The organism is Nocardia terrae (assembly GCF_009760405.1).
GTDB classification, from domain to species: Bacteria; Actinomycetota; Actinomycetes; order Mycobacteriales; family Mycobacteriaceae; genus Nocardia; species Nocardia terrae.
This window is the reverse complement of record NZ_WRPP01000009.1, coordinates 202,894-216,336: the sequence shown is the minus strand read 5'-3', so window position 1 is coordinate 216,336 and position 13,443 is coordinate 202,894. Positions and strand designations below refer to the sequence as shown.

Below are 13,443 nucleotides of genomic sequence, written 5' to 3'. Positions count from 1 at the left end.
GTTGTCCTATCGGTGGAATTCGCCGCAGTCGACGGTGAGCATCTGGCCGGTGACGGCGGTGGCCAGGTCGCTGGCCAGGAACAGGGTCGCGCGGGCGACCTCTTCGGGTCCGGCGAGGCGGCCCAGGTCGGTGGGTGCGGCCTTCTCGCGGTAGATCTCGTCGTGGGTGCGCCCGGATTGGCTTGCCAGCCAGTCGAAGTAGGCCTTGTTGATGTCCTCGTACACGTAGGAGGGTGCGACGGAGTTGACGCGGATGCCGCGTGGCCCGAGTTCGGTGGCCAGGGAGGAGGCCAGGTGTGCCAGGGCGCCCTTGGACAGTTTGTAGCCGGAGTATTCGGGCTGGGAGCTGTAGGACACGCACGAGTTGAGCATGATGATCGAGCCGTGGGTCTGGGCGAGGGCGTCGGCGAACAGGGCCGAGAGTCGCAGGGGCGCGAACACATTGGTTTCGTTGGCCACGCGCAGCGCTTCGACGTCGATCTGGGTGATCGGGTACATGGGTGGGATGGCGAAGGCGTTGTTGATCAGGCAGTCGATGCGGCCGTGGGCGGCGAGGGCGGTTTCGGCCAGGGTGGCGCGGTCGTTCTCGTCGGTGATGTCGGCGCGTACGACGGTGGCGGTGCCGCCCGAGGCGGTGATCTCGTCGGCGTATTCGTGCAGGCGTTTCTCGGTGCGTCCGGCCAGGACGAGGTGCGCGCCCATGCGGGCGGCTTCGGTGGCGAGGGAATGGCCGAGTCCGGGTCCGACGCCGGAGATGACGATGACCTTGCCGGCCAGTAGCGGGACCGGTTGATAGGTGTGCGCGGGGGTGGGGTGTACGGCTGACACGACTCCTCCTCGAGTCCTCAGCAGTTACAGAATGTAACGACTTTGATGTGACAGACTGTAACGACTCTGGAGGGTAGCGACAAGGACGGATTTCGTGACCACACGCCACCGGCTGGGCCCACACCGCGATCCCGCGGTGGACGCCGCGGTCCTCGACGCCGCCCGCGCCCTGCTCGTCGAAATCGGTTACGGCGCAACCTCGATCGATGCCATCGCGGCGCGGGCGGGGGTCAGCCGCCCGGCGATCTACCGGCGCTGGCCCTCCAAAGCGCACCTGATCGCGCAGGCGGTGTTCCCCGACGTGGGCTCGGCGGTCGTCGCCCCCGATCTGCTCGCCGAGGTGCGCAAGGTGATCCGCGGAACCATCCAGCTGTTCGGCTCCGCCGAGACCCGCGAGGCGATGCCCGGTCTGATGGCCGAGATGCGCCAGGACTCGGGCCTGTACGAGAAGCTCTCGGCCCGCCTGGACGCGCCCACCCGCGGCGAGCTGGGCGACTACCTCGGCGGCGACGCCGCGCGCCCGGGTCTGGACCCGAACACGGTGCTCGACACCATCGCCGGTGCGGCGCTGTTCGCCATGTGCATCCGCGATATCGACGACCTCGACGGGTTCGCGGCCTCGCTCGAGGATCTGCTGCTCTACGGCATTCTCGGGCGGCGGCCCGCCGACTAGCCGCTCACATCTTGGCGAGCCCGACGCCCAGCATGAGGGTCAGCGAGTCGAACAGCGGCCAGAACTCGACGACCTTGTCGCCTTCGACGCGCATGAATCCGGTCTCGGCCAGCTCGATCGTGGCGCCGGTCGGGGGCGCGGACTGGAACTCGCCGCTGTGGGTGCCGCGCCAGCGGATGCGGACCGCCACCCGATCGCCTTCGGCGACAAGGTCTTCGACGGTGTGGACCGAACCGGGGAAGCCCTGGCCGAAGGAATGCTGGACCGCCTTGAACCCGTCGCGGTCGATGGTGGTGCCGTCGGGCATGTGCACGACGAACCCGGGTGCGGCCACCTCCTCGAGCGCCGAGGGCGCCAGGGTGCCCGCGGAGATGGCGTCGGTGGTCGAATAGAAGGTGCGCACAACAGTTTTCGGATCAACGCTCATGTGCCCGACCATAACCCCGGCGCACCGCCGCCCGCTGGCGCTTCAGCCGTCCCCCGCCGATCCTCCGCTCCCCCACGCTGATTCGTCACAGTGACATGCCGGATACCGGGCTGCGAACTCACCACGACTGTCCTAGGGTGTGGTCCGACATCTGTCCAGGGAGGGGAACTTTCACCGCATGAGCATTCCGCAGCAGCCCGCCTACACCCCGGGCCCGGCGTGGCCCCCGCAATCCGGCGGCCCGAGCGGCTTTGCCGCCGCGCCGATGCCGGGCTATCCGGGTGCACCGGCGGGCACCGGGAAGTCACCGATCACGATCCTCACCGGCATCGCGCTGATCCTCGCGGCGCTGGCCACCGCCGGGCACACCGTATGGGGAGGTGCGCTGGACAGGTGGTTCGTCATCACCCCGGTGCTCGAGGTCATCGCGGGTCTGGGCGCGGGCGTCGCCTGCTTCGTCGCCAAGCGGGGCGCCGCACGGCCTGCGGCCGGTGTGGGCGCGGGCATGCTGCTGGTCCCCAACCTCGGCTCGCTCATCCTCTATCTCGAGAACTCCCGCTACTACCACCTCGCCGACCACGGCAACTGGCTGAGCATCCCCGCGGCACTGGCCGCCCTGATCGCCGTGGTCACCGTCCTGATCCCCGGCGGGCCGTCCGGACTCCCCGCTCCGAGCACCCGGCCCGCGCCGATGCCGGGCGCCCACCAGAGCATGCCCGCACAGCAACCGCATCCCGGGCAGCCGTATCAGCCTGCCCCGCAGCACCACCAGATCCCTGCCACACCGCAGCAGCCGATGCCCGGCCCAGCGCCTCATCAAGTCTCGGGTGGATCATTGCCCCAGATGCCCGCCACGCCTCCGCACTGGCAGTCGTCCCCGCCCGGGGCCTACCCGGGCCCCGCGGCAGCGCCCACTTCGCCTGCGCCGCAGGGCAATCCGCCGCAGTAATCCGTGTAACTCCCCTGTCGTCGGCGATCCGCGGCCACGCCGGTCCTCGGTGCACCACTGCCGAATCTCCTCGGGCTCGAGAGTCTTTCGAGTTCTCCCCGACTTCGGGCGGGGAGCGCCACGGTCGTGCGCCGACGAGAACGACCGCGTCGCCGCACTGGTGACGAGTATCGGTCGTGACGACGTCACCGGGCCTACCGGTCCGGTGCCCCGGATCGGCGATATCGTGGCGACCCGCACTTGCGGACGTGATCGGTGCGCTCGGCCTCGTCATCCGTGGTAGCGGCGATATACCCGCGCCGCGCCCGGGTGCAGCGGCACCGAACCGGTCCCGATCAGGGAGCGGGCGTCGAGGAACTGGGTGCCCGCGGCCTCGGCGGGTACCAGCGAATCGGCGTGCGTGAGAAGCACTTCGGTGAGTGCGGCGACGGTGTCCTCGGGCATGCTCGCCGCGGCCACCAGCAGGTTGGCCACTCCGATGGTGTGTACCGCGCCCGTGTTGGGGTAGGTGCCCGCCGCGATCGACACCGGGTCGTAGAGGTAGCCGAATCGTTCGCGCATCGGCGTGGTCAACGGCTCGAGGTCCAGTAGCCGCAGCGGATTCAACGCCGCGGTCGGTACCCCGCCCGCCCACAGCAGCCCGTCCAACCGGCCGCCGGTCAACTCGGCCACCGCGTCGCGCAGCGGCAGATGTGTGACCGCCACCTCGGCCGGAGTCACACCGGCCGCCGCGAGCAGCTTCTCCCCGATGGCGGTCGCCCCGGATCCGGTCGCCCCCAAACTGATCCGCGCACCCCGCAGATCCGCGACACCGTGGTACGGGCTGTCGGCTGCCACCGCGAATTGCAGGTAGTTCTCGTACACCCGTCCCACCGCCGGCGGCCCCTCAGGGGTCTCGGCCAGCGAATCGGCCAGCACCAGCGCACACTCGGCGGCCCCGCGCCCCAGCAACGCCAGATTGTCCAGTGACCCGGCCGTGGCCACCACGTCGATCCGCAGCCCGGATCCGGCGGCCGCGCGCGCCAGCAACAGCGCGAACGCATGATAGAAACCGCCCACCTCCCCGGCCGCCAGCCGAACCCGCGCGCCTTCGTCCTCACGCGCACATCCCGCCCCGGCGGCGGGTGCCACGAGCCCGGCCGCGACCACTCCGGCCGCGCGCAACAGATCCCGGCGGGCGATCATCGCCACACCTGCCACCGGCACGGACCCGCGGCACCGCGAGCCCGATGAACGGCATCGGGGCGCGAACAGCTGGCGGTCGATCCGCACCGGCGAGACGGGTCGGCGGATGCGCCGACGCTCGTCGGTGCGGCGATCGAGCGACGGTAGCTCTCGGGCGGGTGGGCGCGGCTCACGACTGGTCCCGGGTTGGGTGGGCGGGTAGGTCGATGCGGACGGCCAGCCCGTGTGGATCGACGGCGCGCACACTCAGGCTTCCGTGCCGGGAGGTGGCCAGGGCGGCGGCGATGGGCAGGCCCAGTCCCGAGCCGGGTCCGGCGGCGGCGTTGGCGCCTCGGAAGAACCGGGTGGTCAACCGGTCGAGTTCCGCTGTGGGGACACCGGGTCCGTCATCGGCGACGGTGATCCGCACCAGTCCGTGCCCGGTGTCGACGCTGACGCGGGTGGTGGTGCCGCGACCGGCGTAGCGGCAGGCGTTGCTGAGCGGCACGTCCAGGATCTGGGCCAGCACATCGGCGCTCACCGCGGCCTGCGCGCGGTCGGTCTCCGGTATCGCGGTCCGCTCGATGGGTTCGGCGACGGTGGGAGCGAGCGAAGCTGCGACCGGTTCGGCCGTTCGATGGGCAGTCACGGATTTCGTGGGGATCTCGTGCGGTTCCGGTGCGCTCACCCCTGCGCCGCCGCCTTCGATGGCCGGATCGGCGGGCGGTGCGGTTGCGCCGGCGGCGGACAGGCCCGTGGGTGTGGTGACGGTCAAGGTCATGCCCGCGTCTTCGAAGGCGGTGCGCCAGGCGTCGATTCGGTCCTCGACCACCGCGGCGGCATCGCAGGATTCGGGAGTGGGGGCGGTGGCCGGGTCGAAGTCGCGGTGTTCGGCGACCGCGAGGCTCAGCAGTCCGTCGAGCAGCCCGGTGAGTCGTTCGACTTCACTGCTCGCCCCCTCGAAGGTGGCCGTGGCGTGGGCGGGGATGGCCGGTTCGAGGGAGTCCAGGCGAATGGTCAACGCGGCCAGTGGGTTTCGCATGGCGTGGGCGGTGTCGTCGACGAGGCGGCGTTGGGCCAGGCTGGCCTCGGCCACGGCGGCGGCCATCGAGTCGACCGAGCCGGCGAGTGCGCGCAGCTCCGGTGGCCCGCCGTGGCGTCTGCTGACCGTGGCCGGGGTGCGCGGTTTGGGCAGGGTGGCGGTGAGTTCGGTGACCGCGCCGGACAATCGGGCCAGCGGGCGCAGCACCCAGCGCGACAGCATCAGCGCCAGCGCGGTGAACACCGCCATCGCCGCGATCGCGCCGACGGCCACGATCGCCCAGACGCGGGTGATGTCGGTGCGGGCGGTGGTGGTGGAGGCGGTGATCAGGACCGCGCCCTCGACGTGGGTGTCCGAGCCGACCGGGCGGGCGATCACCACTCGCGGTGGGCTCCACGGCAACAGCCGGGTCACCGTGGCCGGGCGCTGATTGCGGCGGGCCGCCGCCAGGGCCGCCGACACGTGCGGGTCGTGGATGTCGAGGCCGGCGTTGACGATCGGCAGTCCGCGGGCGTCGACGATCAGCACCGGTTCGTCGTAGAGGTCGTGGTAGCGCTGGACTTCCATGGTGAGGGCGCGGGTGTCGCCGAGCCGGTCGGCGGTGACGGTCAAGGCCGCGAACCGGTCGGCGTCACCGGTGCGGTCACCGACCAGTTGCTGGGTGCGGCTGGTGGCCGCGGTCAGGCACAGCGGGATCGCGAAGGCCAGGACCGCGGCGGTGGCGAACACGGTCAACGCGATCAGCAAGCGCCGGCGCATGCGTTCACTCGCCCCACCGGTAGCCGTAGCCGCGGATGGTGGTGATCAGGCCGGGCCGGTCGAGTTTGGCGCGCAGCCCGGTCATGTGCACATCCAGCGACCGCGACACCGCCACGAACGCGTCGCCCCAGATGCGGTCCATCAGCTGCTGGCGGCTCACCGCCGCGCCGGGCTGCTCGGTCAGCACCTCGACGAGTTCGAATTCTTTTGCGGTGAGCGCGATTTCGGCACCGGCGACCTCGACGCGGCGGGCGTCGAGGTCCACGCGCACATCCCCGGTCTGCACCAGGCGGGTGGCCGCCGGCGCGGGGCGGGCGCGGCGGGTGACGTTCTCGAGGCGGGCCAGCAGTTCGGCGATGCGCGGTGGTTTGATGACGTAATCGTCGGCGCCGCCGCGTAATCCGCGCACGATCGAGCGTTCGTCGCTGCGCGCGGTCAAGATCACCACCGGTACGGTGCTGACCTCCCGCAACTGCCGCAGCACCGTGAGCCCGTCGGCGTCGGGCAGGCCCAGATCCAGGATCACGGCGTCGAAGCCGCGGTGGGCGGTGAGCAGGTCGGTGCCGCGGCGCATCCGCACCGCGGCGTGTCCGCGGGCGGAGAACGCCTCGACGAGCGCCTCCCCGACCCCGTCATCGTCCTCGACCACCGCCAACCGCATGGCTCCGATTCTCTCCTTCGATATCCGACTGTTCGGTCCGGGGGCCGGTGTGGCCGCCCGGACCGCGGGTTCAGCGCACCGGCACCTGTTCGCCCGCCGTCGCGACCGCCCGGGTGGCCTCCGATCCGCCGGTGCCGGATTCCTCGGCGTCGATGTGGGATTCGGCCGAGGTCTCACGCATGAAGAAATAGGTGACCAGCGAGATCAGCACGCACCCGGACACGTACCAGAAGTACAGCGATTCGTGTCCGGCCTTCTTCAACGCCAGCGCGATCATCTCCGCGGTGCCGCCGAAGATCGCGACCGTCAGCGCATACGGCAGCCCGACACCGAGCGCGCGGATGCGGGTGGGGAACAGCTCGGCCTTCACGATCGCGTTGATGGAGGTGTAGCCGGTGACGATCACCAGCGCCGCCAGCATGAGCGCGAACGCCGCGACCGGATTCTTCGTCCCGCCCAGCACCGTCATGATCGGCACCGTCGCGATCGTGCCCGCCACCCCGAAGAAGATCAGCAGCTTGCGTCGCCCGATGCGATCGGAGAGCGCGCCCGCGATCGGCTGCAACACCACGAACACCAGCAGCGCCAGGAAATTGATCCACGCCACCGTCGATTTCGAGATGCCGGAGGTGTTGACCATGAACTTCTGCATGTAGGTGGTGTAGGTGTAGAACGCGACCGTGCCGCCCAGGGTCAGACCGACCACCAGCAGGCATTCACGCGGATACCGCAACAGCACCCGCAGCGACCCGCGCCCGTAATCGGTGCCCGATTCGCTGCGGAAGGACTGCGATTCGTCCATGCCGCGCCGCAACCCCATCACGATCAATGCCGCCGCCGCGCCGATCAGGAACGGGATGCGCCACCCCCACGCCGACATCTGGCCCGCGGTCAGGAACTGCTGCAACACGATCTGCACCCCGAGCGCCACCAGCTGTCCCGCGACCAGGGTCACGTACTGGAAGCTGGAATAGAACCCGCGCCGCCCCGCGGTGGCCACCTCCGACAGATACGTTGCGCTGGTGGCGTATTCACCACCGACCGACAACCCTTGCAGCAGTCGCGCCAGCAGCAGGATCACCGGGGCCGCCAACCCGATCGAGGCGTAGGAGGGGGTGATCGCGATCAGCAGCGATCCCGCCGCCATCACCGTCACCGACAGCGTCAGCGCCGCGCGCCGCCCGAACCGGTCGGCATAACGGCCCAGCGCCCACCCGCCGATCGGGCGCATCAGGAATCCGACCGCGAAAACCGCGGCGGTGGACAGCAATTGGGCGGTGGGCTCACCCTCGGGGAAGAAGGTCTTGGCGAAGTACACGCTGAACGCCGCGTAGACATACCAGTCGTACCATTCCACCAGGTTGCCGATCGAACCGCGCATCACGTTCGCGATCACCCGGGCTTCCCCCGGCGAGTGTGTGCTGCTCACAGATCCTTCTCCCTTGCCTGACACGTATGCGCCGTCGCATCCGGGCTCCACTGTGGTGCCCGACACACACCCGCAGAAGGGTTGCCGCGGTTTCCTAACCGTCCCTTAGGACGATCGCGCCCCCGCATCGATGCGGACCAAACGCCCACGCGGAACCGGGCCCGCGCCTTACCGTCTGAGAAGGCTTGCCCGGTGAGTGGATCGAGAACTGTGATGAACCAACCCCATACGTCCCCCGCGGCGTTCCAGGCGACCGCGGCGATCGACCCCGGTGCGGTCGCAGTCCGCGACATCGGTGGCGGCAACGCCCTGACCTGGGGCGAGTACGCCACGCAGGTGCGGGAAGTGGCCGCGGGGCTGGCCGCGCTCGGGGTGGGGCGCGGGGACACGGTGGCGTTCATGATGGCCAACCGAGTCGATTTCTATCCCCTCGAGGTCGGCGCCCAGCACACCGGAGCCACCTCGTTCTCGGTGTACAACACGCTCTCGGCCGAGCAGCTGCACTACGTGTTCGCCAATGCCGGCAACAAGGTGGTGATCTGCGAAGCCCAGTACGTGGACAAGATCCGCGCCTGCGGGATCGCGATGGAGACCATCGTGTGCGTGGACACCCCCGTGCCCGGCGCGTTGACCGTCGCGCAGCTCAAAGCGTTGGGGCGCCCCGATTTCGACTTCGACGCCACCTGGCGCGCGATCGCACCCGAAGACATCGTCACCCTCTGCTACACCTCCGGCACCACCGGAAACCCCAAGGGCGTGGAGATCTCGCACGCCAACCTGGAATTCGAATGCCGCGCCTACGCCTCGGTCATGCCCGTGGAATTCGGTGACCGCATCACCTCGTTCCTGCCGACCGCGCACATGGCCGACCGGGTCACCAACCTGTACCTGCACCAGTACTTCGGCACCCAGATCACCGTCGTACCCGACCGCACCCAGTTGCCCGCCGCACTGGCCGACGTGCACCCCACCATCTGGGGTGCGGTGCCGCGGGTGTGGGAGAAACTCAAAGCGGCCGTGGAGTATTCGGTCGCCGCCGAAACCGACCCCGCCCGCCGCGCCGCCCTGGACTGGGCCCTGGGCCTGGCCGCGCGCAAAGCCGAAGCGCAACTGGCGGGAGTGGCGCTGGACGAGATCCAGGCCGCCGAATGGGACAAGGCCGACGCCGCCGTGCTGCGGCCGTTGCGCGCCAAACTCGGCCTGGACCAACTCAAATGGGCGCTGTCGGGGGCCGCGCCCATCCCGGCCGAAACCCTCGGATTCTTCTACGGGCTCGGTATCCCCATCTCCGAAGTGTGGGGCATTTCGGAGCTGACCTGCATCGTCAGCGTCAGCCCACCCGGACAGGCGCGGCTGGGCACCGTCGGCAAACTGCTGCCCGGGCTGCAGTCCCGCATCGGCGAAGACGGCGAATACTTCGTGCGCGGACCGCTGGTCATGCGCGAATACCGCAAGGAACCCGCCAAGACCGCCGACGCCCTCGACACCGACGGCTGGCTGGCCACCGGCGACATCATCACCGAGGACACCGACGGCTACCTGCGGGTGGTCGACCGCAAGAAAGAACTCATCATCAACTCCGGCGGAAAGAACATGTCCCCGGCCAATATCGAGAACACCGTCAAAGCCGCCACCGGACTCATCGGCGCACTGGCCACCATCGGCGACAACCGGCCCTACAACACCGCACTCATCGTGCTAGACGCCGAATCCGCGCCACCCTACGCCGCGCAGCACGGCCTGACCGATGCTTCGGCGCCCGCGCTGGCCGCCGACAAGAACGTGATCGCCGAGATCGCGCGCGGCGTCGCGGTCGGCAACGCGAAACTCTCGCGCATCGAACAGATCAAACGGTTCATCATCCTGCCCGTGTTCTGGGAACCCGGCGGCGACGAGATCACCCTCACCATGAAACTGCGCCGCAAGCCCATCGCGGAGAAATACGCCGCCGACATCGACCGCATGTACGCCCCGGAACTGGCCCCCGACGTGCACGAACCCGACACCGGGACAGCCACCGGCACACACTGACCCGCCACCGTCTCCGAAACCGGCCTTCATAACAGAGCACTCGCTCTGTTATGGTCGGTGAGTGCCCCGCCCTCGCATCCACGACCTGGACCTCGTGCTCGACGCCGCCGAGACCCTCGCCGTGGCATCCGGGCCCGCCGCGGTCACCATCCGCGCGGTCGCCACCGCCACCGGCGCCTCCAACGGGGCGCTGTACCACAGCTTCGGCTCCCGGGCGGAACTGGTGGGGCGCACCTGGATTCGCGCGGCCCACCGATTCCTGGCACTACAGGCCGACATGGTCGCCGACGCCGGGGACGGCATCGACGCGGTCCTCGCCGCCGCGACGGCACCCGCCGAATTCGCCGCCCGCCACCCGGCATCGACCCAGCTGCTGTTCAAGATCCGCCGCGCCGACCTGCTCGGCGAGGACATCCCCGAACCGGTGCGCGCCGAACTCGACGCCACCCAGACCACACTGGTCGAGCTGATGAAAACCCTCGCGCGCCGACTGTGGGACCGCGCCGACGCCGCCGCCGTGGACACCCTCACCATCTGCCTGGTCGACCTGCCGACAGCGATCCTGCTCGACCGCGACCGGCTCACCAATCCCGTTGCCCGCCAACAGTTGCAGGCCGCCGTGCGCGCGGTCCTCGACCTCGGGCCCGCCCCCGCCCCACCCCGCTGAGGAGTACCCCATGCCCACTCTCACCTACCGTGACAAGATCGCCGTGCTGGATCTGGGCGGCGACGAGAACCGCTTCACCCCCGAATCCCTCGACCAGATCAACGGGCTGCTCGACACCGTGCTCGCCGAGAACGCCCACGCCCTGATCACCACCGCCTCGGGCAAGTTCTACTCCAACGGCCTGGACCTGGACTGGCTCTCGGCCCATGCCGAACGCGCCGAATGGTATGTGGCGCAAGTACAGTCGCTGCTGGCCCGGATGCTCACCTTCCCCGTGCCCACCGCCGCCGCCCTGCCCGGCCACGCCTTCGGGGCCGGGGCGATGCTGGCCATCGCCCACGACTACCGGGTCATGCGCGCCGACCGCGGCTACTTCTGCTTCCCCGAAGCCGACCTGCGCATCCCCTTCTCCCGCGGCATGGCCGCGCTCATCCAGGCCAAACTCACCCCGAAGGCCGCGATCGCGTCCATGACCACCGGCCGCCGCTTCGCCGGACCCGACGCGCTGGCCTGCGACCTGATCGACGCCACCGCTGACGCCGACGCGGTCACCGACGCCGCGCTCGCGCTGGTGGACCCGGTCGGGGGCAAGGATCAGGCGACCCTCGCCGCGATCAAGACCACCATGTTCGCCGACGCGGTCAGCGCCCTCACCAACGCGTGAACACCGCGCGCGCTCGGCTCTTCACCGGGCCGAGCGCACCGCGAACACCGCCAACCGGACCCGATTGTCACAGCCGGTCTTGTCCATCAGGGTCGCCAGGTACTTCTTGACCGTGGTCACCCCCAGATGCAGGCGCTGGGCGATCTCGGCGTTGGAATGACCGGCACCCACCAACGCGAGCACCTCCCACTCGCGCGCGGTGAGATCGACTGCGGGCGAGGAGGTTTCGGCGGGCGACTCGACCGCACGCTGCACCAGTCGCCGCAACAGCGGCGGGGAGAACAACAACTCGCCCTCGTACACCCGGGTGATCGCGGCCACCAGCTGCTCGGGATCGGTGTCCTTGACCAGATATCCGCTCGCGCCCGCCGCCAACGCCGGGAACAGATGCTCGTCGTCGTCGAAGGTGGTCAGCACCAACACCTTCGGCGCGCCCACGCCCGCGCTGATCCGCCGCGTCGCCTCCACCCCGTCCATGCCCGGCATCCGCAGATCCATCAACACCACATCCACCGGCGCCTGCGCCACCGCCCGCACCGCACCCACCCCGTCACCGGCCTCCCCGACCACCTCGAGCCCGTCGGTCGCCTCCACCAGCATCCGCAACCCCGCCCGCACCAGCCGCTGATCATCGACCACCAACACCCGGATCACCGCGCCACCCACCCCGACACCGCACCCGCCCCCGAACTCCTTGCCCGCGAACCGGTCCCGTCATCGGGCATCCCCGCGTCGCGACCTCCACCCGCGCCGCGACCACTGCCCGGCACGGGCACACCATCCAGCGCGGGGACCCTATCCGGAGCAAGGACACTGTTCGGGGCGGAGACGTTGCCTTGGGCGGAGACGTTGCCTTGGGCGGAGACATTGCCTCGGGCGGAGACATTGCCTTGGGGCAAGACATTGCTCGCGGCGAGGACGGTGCCCGGGGCACGGGCGTTGTCGGCGGCAGGGACGTTGCCCGGGGCATGGGCGTTGTCGGCGGCACGGACGTTGCCCGGGGCATGGGTATTGCCCGAGTCGGCGGGCAGATCCGCCTCGACCAGCCACTCTCCCTCTTGCGGACCGGCCTCGAGGACTCCACCCGCCAAGGTGACCCGCTCACCCATGCCGATCAGGCCGTGACCGCCGGTGCCGGTGCCCCCACCGCCCCGGCTGCGCACGCGCAGCCGCACCCCGGTACCGGTGCGCGCCACCGTGATCCACACCGGTGCACCACGCTCGGCGTGCTTGATCACATTGGTCAGCGACTCCTGCACCAACCGCAGCAACGTCAACCGCGCGATCGCATCCAACCCCTCCAGACGTGCGTCGATGTCCGCGTGCACCGTGTACCCGCCCCGGCGCACCCGCTCGACCGCGGCCTCGATCTCGGCGTGCACGACCTGCGCGTCCAGTAGCGGCACCGCACCCAGGGCGGGATCCCGCAACCCCGCCAGCAGTCGCCGGATGTCGGTGAGCGCGCCCGAAGCGGTCTCGCCCACATCGTCGAGCACCTGCGCCACCCGCGCATCGGTGCCGCCGAGTACCTGGCGAGCTACTTTGACCCGCAACACGATCGAAGACATGTGGTGGGCGACCATATCGTGCAGCTCGCGCGCCAGTGCGGCGCGCTCCTCGGCGCGCGCGGTCGCCTGTGCCTGGCTTGCCCGCGCCCGCAAACTCGCCGTCAATTCCCGCTGGCCGCGCAGATACAACCCGAGCAGCAGCGGCAATCCGACATAGGCGGCCGCCGCCACGAACGTCGCCCCCCGCCAGAACGTCGGGGCGTGCCCGCCCCAATGCCCGGCCACCCACGCCAGCGCCCACGCCGCGCTCGCGAGCACGGCCGCGCGGCGGCCACCGCGCATCACCGCCTCCACCAACGCCAGCCCACCCAGATACGGCACCAGCTCCGAGGGACCCCACGCGGGAATCACGAACATCGCCGCCGCCAGAGCCGACAACGTCAGCGACATCGGAAGCGGCCACCGATCACCGAACGCGAACACCACGCACGCCACCACAGCAAGCAGCCAGTAAACCAGGGGGACGCGGTACTCGCCCGGGAACGTGCTCGCCGCCAACAACACCGGGGTCGCCGCCAGCGGCAGCAGACGCGCGGCTTTCCAGCGCAGGCCACGGTCACGGAGGTCGATCACGAATCCAC

The 13,443-nt window shown here is 70.0% G+C and carries 13 protein-coding genes; 5 read left to right on the top strand and 8 right to left on the bottom strand.

Annotated features, from left to right (window positions below):
* Positions 1–6: 6 nt before the first annotated feature.
* Positions 7–828, bottom strand: a complete 822-nt coding sequence (locus GPX89_RS35410; protein ID WP_328602668.1) for an SDR family oxidoreductase — start codon at positions 826–828, stop codon at positions 7–9.
* Between the two features lie 94 nt (positions 829–922).
* On the opposite strand from GPX89_RS35410, the gene GPX89_RS35405 reads away from it, so the two are divergent.
* Entirely contained in the window at positions 923–1,501 is a 579-nt protein-coding gene (locus GPX89_RS35405) for a TetR/AcrR family transcriptional regulator (protein ID WP_328602667.1), read from the top strand.
* A gap of 4 nt (positions 1,502–1,505) precedes the next feature.
* On the opposite strand, the gene GPX89_RS35400 is transcribed toward GPX89_RS35405, so the two are convergent.
* Positions 1,506–1,928, bottom strand: a complete 423-nt coding sequence (locus GPX89_RS35400; protein WP_157392086.1) for an ester cyclase — start codon at positions 1,926–1,928, stop codon at positions 1,506–1,508.
* 178 nt (positions 1,929–2,106) lie between these two features.
* On the opposite strand from GPX89_RS35400, the gene GPX89_RS35395 reads away from it, so the two are divergent.
* Entirely contained in the window at positions 2,107–2,877 is a 771-nt protein-coding gene (locus tag GPX89_RS35395; protein WP_157392085.1) for a hypothetical protein, read from the top strand.
* A 270-nt stretch (positions 2,878–3,147) separates the two neighbouring features.
* Here the strand turns inward: GPX89_RS35395 and GPX89_RS35390 are convergent, their stop codons facing one another.
* The 4 genes from GPX89_RS35390 to GPX89_RS35375 form a co-directional block, all read right to left on the bottom strand.
* Positions 3,148–4,062: a TAXI family TRAP transporter solute-binding subunit gene (locus tag GPX89_RS35390; protein WP_157392084.1), complete on the bottom strand. Its 915-nt coding sequence runs from the start codon at positions 4,060–4,062 to the stop codon at positions 3,148–3,150.
* Between the two features lie 169 nt (positions 4,063–4,231).
* A complete protein-coding gene (locus GPX89_RS35385; RefSeq protein WP_157392083.1) occupies positions 4,232–5,842 on the bottom strand; it encodes a sensor histidine kinase in 1,611 nt (536 codons plus the stop codon).
* Between the two features lie 4 nt (positions 5,843–5,846).
* Positions 5,847–6,503, bottom strand: coding sequence for a response regulator transcription factor (locus GPX89_RS35380; protein WP_157392082.1), 657 nt, complete (start codon positions 6,501–6,503; stop codon positions 5,847–5,849).
* A 70-nt stretch (positions 6,504–6,573) separates the two neighbouring features.
* The gene (locus tag GPX89_RS35375) at positions 6,574–7,884 is read right to left on the bottom strand and encodes an MFS transporter (protein ID WP_157392157.1); all 1,311 of its coding nucleotides are present in this window, start codon (positions 7,882–7,884) and stop codon (positions 6,574–6,576) included.
* A 261-nt stretch (positions 7,885–8,145) separates the two neighbouring features.
* Between GPX89_RS35375 and fadD11 the strand changes: the two genes are divergently transcribed.
* The 3 genes from fadD11 to GPX89_RS35360 all read left to right on the top strand — a co-directional run bounded on the left by fadD11 (position 8,146) and on the right by GPX89_RS35360 (position 11,294).
* Positions 8,146–9,963, top strand: a complete 1,818-nt coding sequence (fadD11, locus tag GPX89_RS35370; RefSeq protein WP_157392081.1) for a fatty acid--CoA ligase FadD11 — start codon at positions 8,146–8,148, stop codon at positions 9,961–9,963.
* A gap of 61 nt (positions 9,964–10,024) precedes the next feature.
* The gene (locus GPX89_RS35365; RefSeq protein WP_328602666.1) at positions 10,025–10,630 is read left to right on the top strand and encodes a TetR/AcrR family transcriptional regulator; all 606 of its coding nucleotides are present in this window, start codon (positions 10,025–10,027) and stop codon (positions 10,628–10,630) included.
* Positions 10,631–10,640: 10 nt separating this feature from the next.
* On the top strand, positions 10,641–11,294 hold the full coding sequence (locus tag GPX89_RS35360) for an enoyl-CoA hydratase-related protein (protein ID WP_157392080.1): 654 nt from the start codon (positions 10,641–10,643) through the stop codon (positions 11,292–11,294).
* A 21-nt stretch (positions 11,295–11,315) separates the two neighbouring features.
* On the opposite strand, the gene GPX89_RS35355 is transcribed toward GPX89_RS35360, so the two are convergent.
* Both GPX89_RS35355 and GPX89_RS45080 read right to left on the bottom strand, forming a co-directional pair.
* Positions 11,316–11,948 (bottom strand): response regulator transcription factor, encoded by a 633-nt coding sequence (locus GPX89_RS35355; RefSeq protein ID WP_328602665.1) that lies wholly within the window; start codon positions 11,946–11,948, stop codon positions 11,316–11,318.
* Positions 11,945–13,435, bottom strand: coding sequence for a sensor histidine kinase (locus GPX89_RS45080; protein ID WP_328602664.1), 1,491 nt, complete (start codon positions 13,433–13,435; stop codon positions 11,945–11,947). Before GPX89_RS45080 ends, GPX89_RS35355 begins: the two co-directional genes overlap by 4 nt.
* Positions 13,436–13,443: the final 8 nt, after the last annotated feature.

Excerpts from the sequence above, each read along its gene's own strand:
- GPX89_RS35400 (WP_157392086.1), bottom strand. The coding sequence starts at position 1,928 with ATGAGCGTTGATCCGAAAACTGTTGTGCGCACCTTCTATTCGACCACC.
- GPX89_RS35395 (WP_157392085.1), top strand. The coding sequence starts at position 2,107 with ATGAGCATTCCGCAGCAGCCCGCCTACACCCCGGGCCCGGCGTGGCCC.
- GPX89_RS35390 (WP_157392084.1), bottom strand. The coding sequence starts at position 4,062 with ATGATCGCCCGCCGGGATCTGTTGCGCGCGGCCGGAGTGGTCGCGGCC.
- GPX89_RS35385 (WP_157392083.1), bottom strand. The coding sequence starts at position 5,842 with ATGCGCCGGCGCTTGCTGATCGCGTTGACCGTGTTCGCCACCGCCGCG.
- GPX89_RS35380 (WP_157392082.1), bottom strand. The coding sequence starts at position 6,503 with ATGCGGTTGGCGGTGGTCGAGGACGATGACGGGGTCGGGGAGGCGCTC.
- GPX89_RS35375 (WP_157392157.1), bottom strand. The coding sequence starts at position 7,884 with ATGCGCGGTTCGATCGGCAACCTGGTGGAATGGTACGACTGGTATGTC.
- fadD11 (WP_157392081.1), top strand. The coding sequence starts at position 8,146 with ATGAACCAACCCCATACGTCCCCCGCGGCGTTCCAGGCGACCGCGGCG.
- GPX89_RS35360 (WP_157392080.1), top strand. The coding sequence starts at position 10,641 with ATGCCCACTCTCACCTACCGTGACAAGATCGCCGTGCTGGATCTGGGC.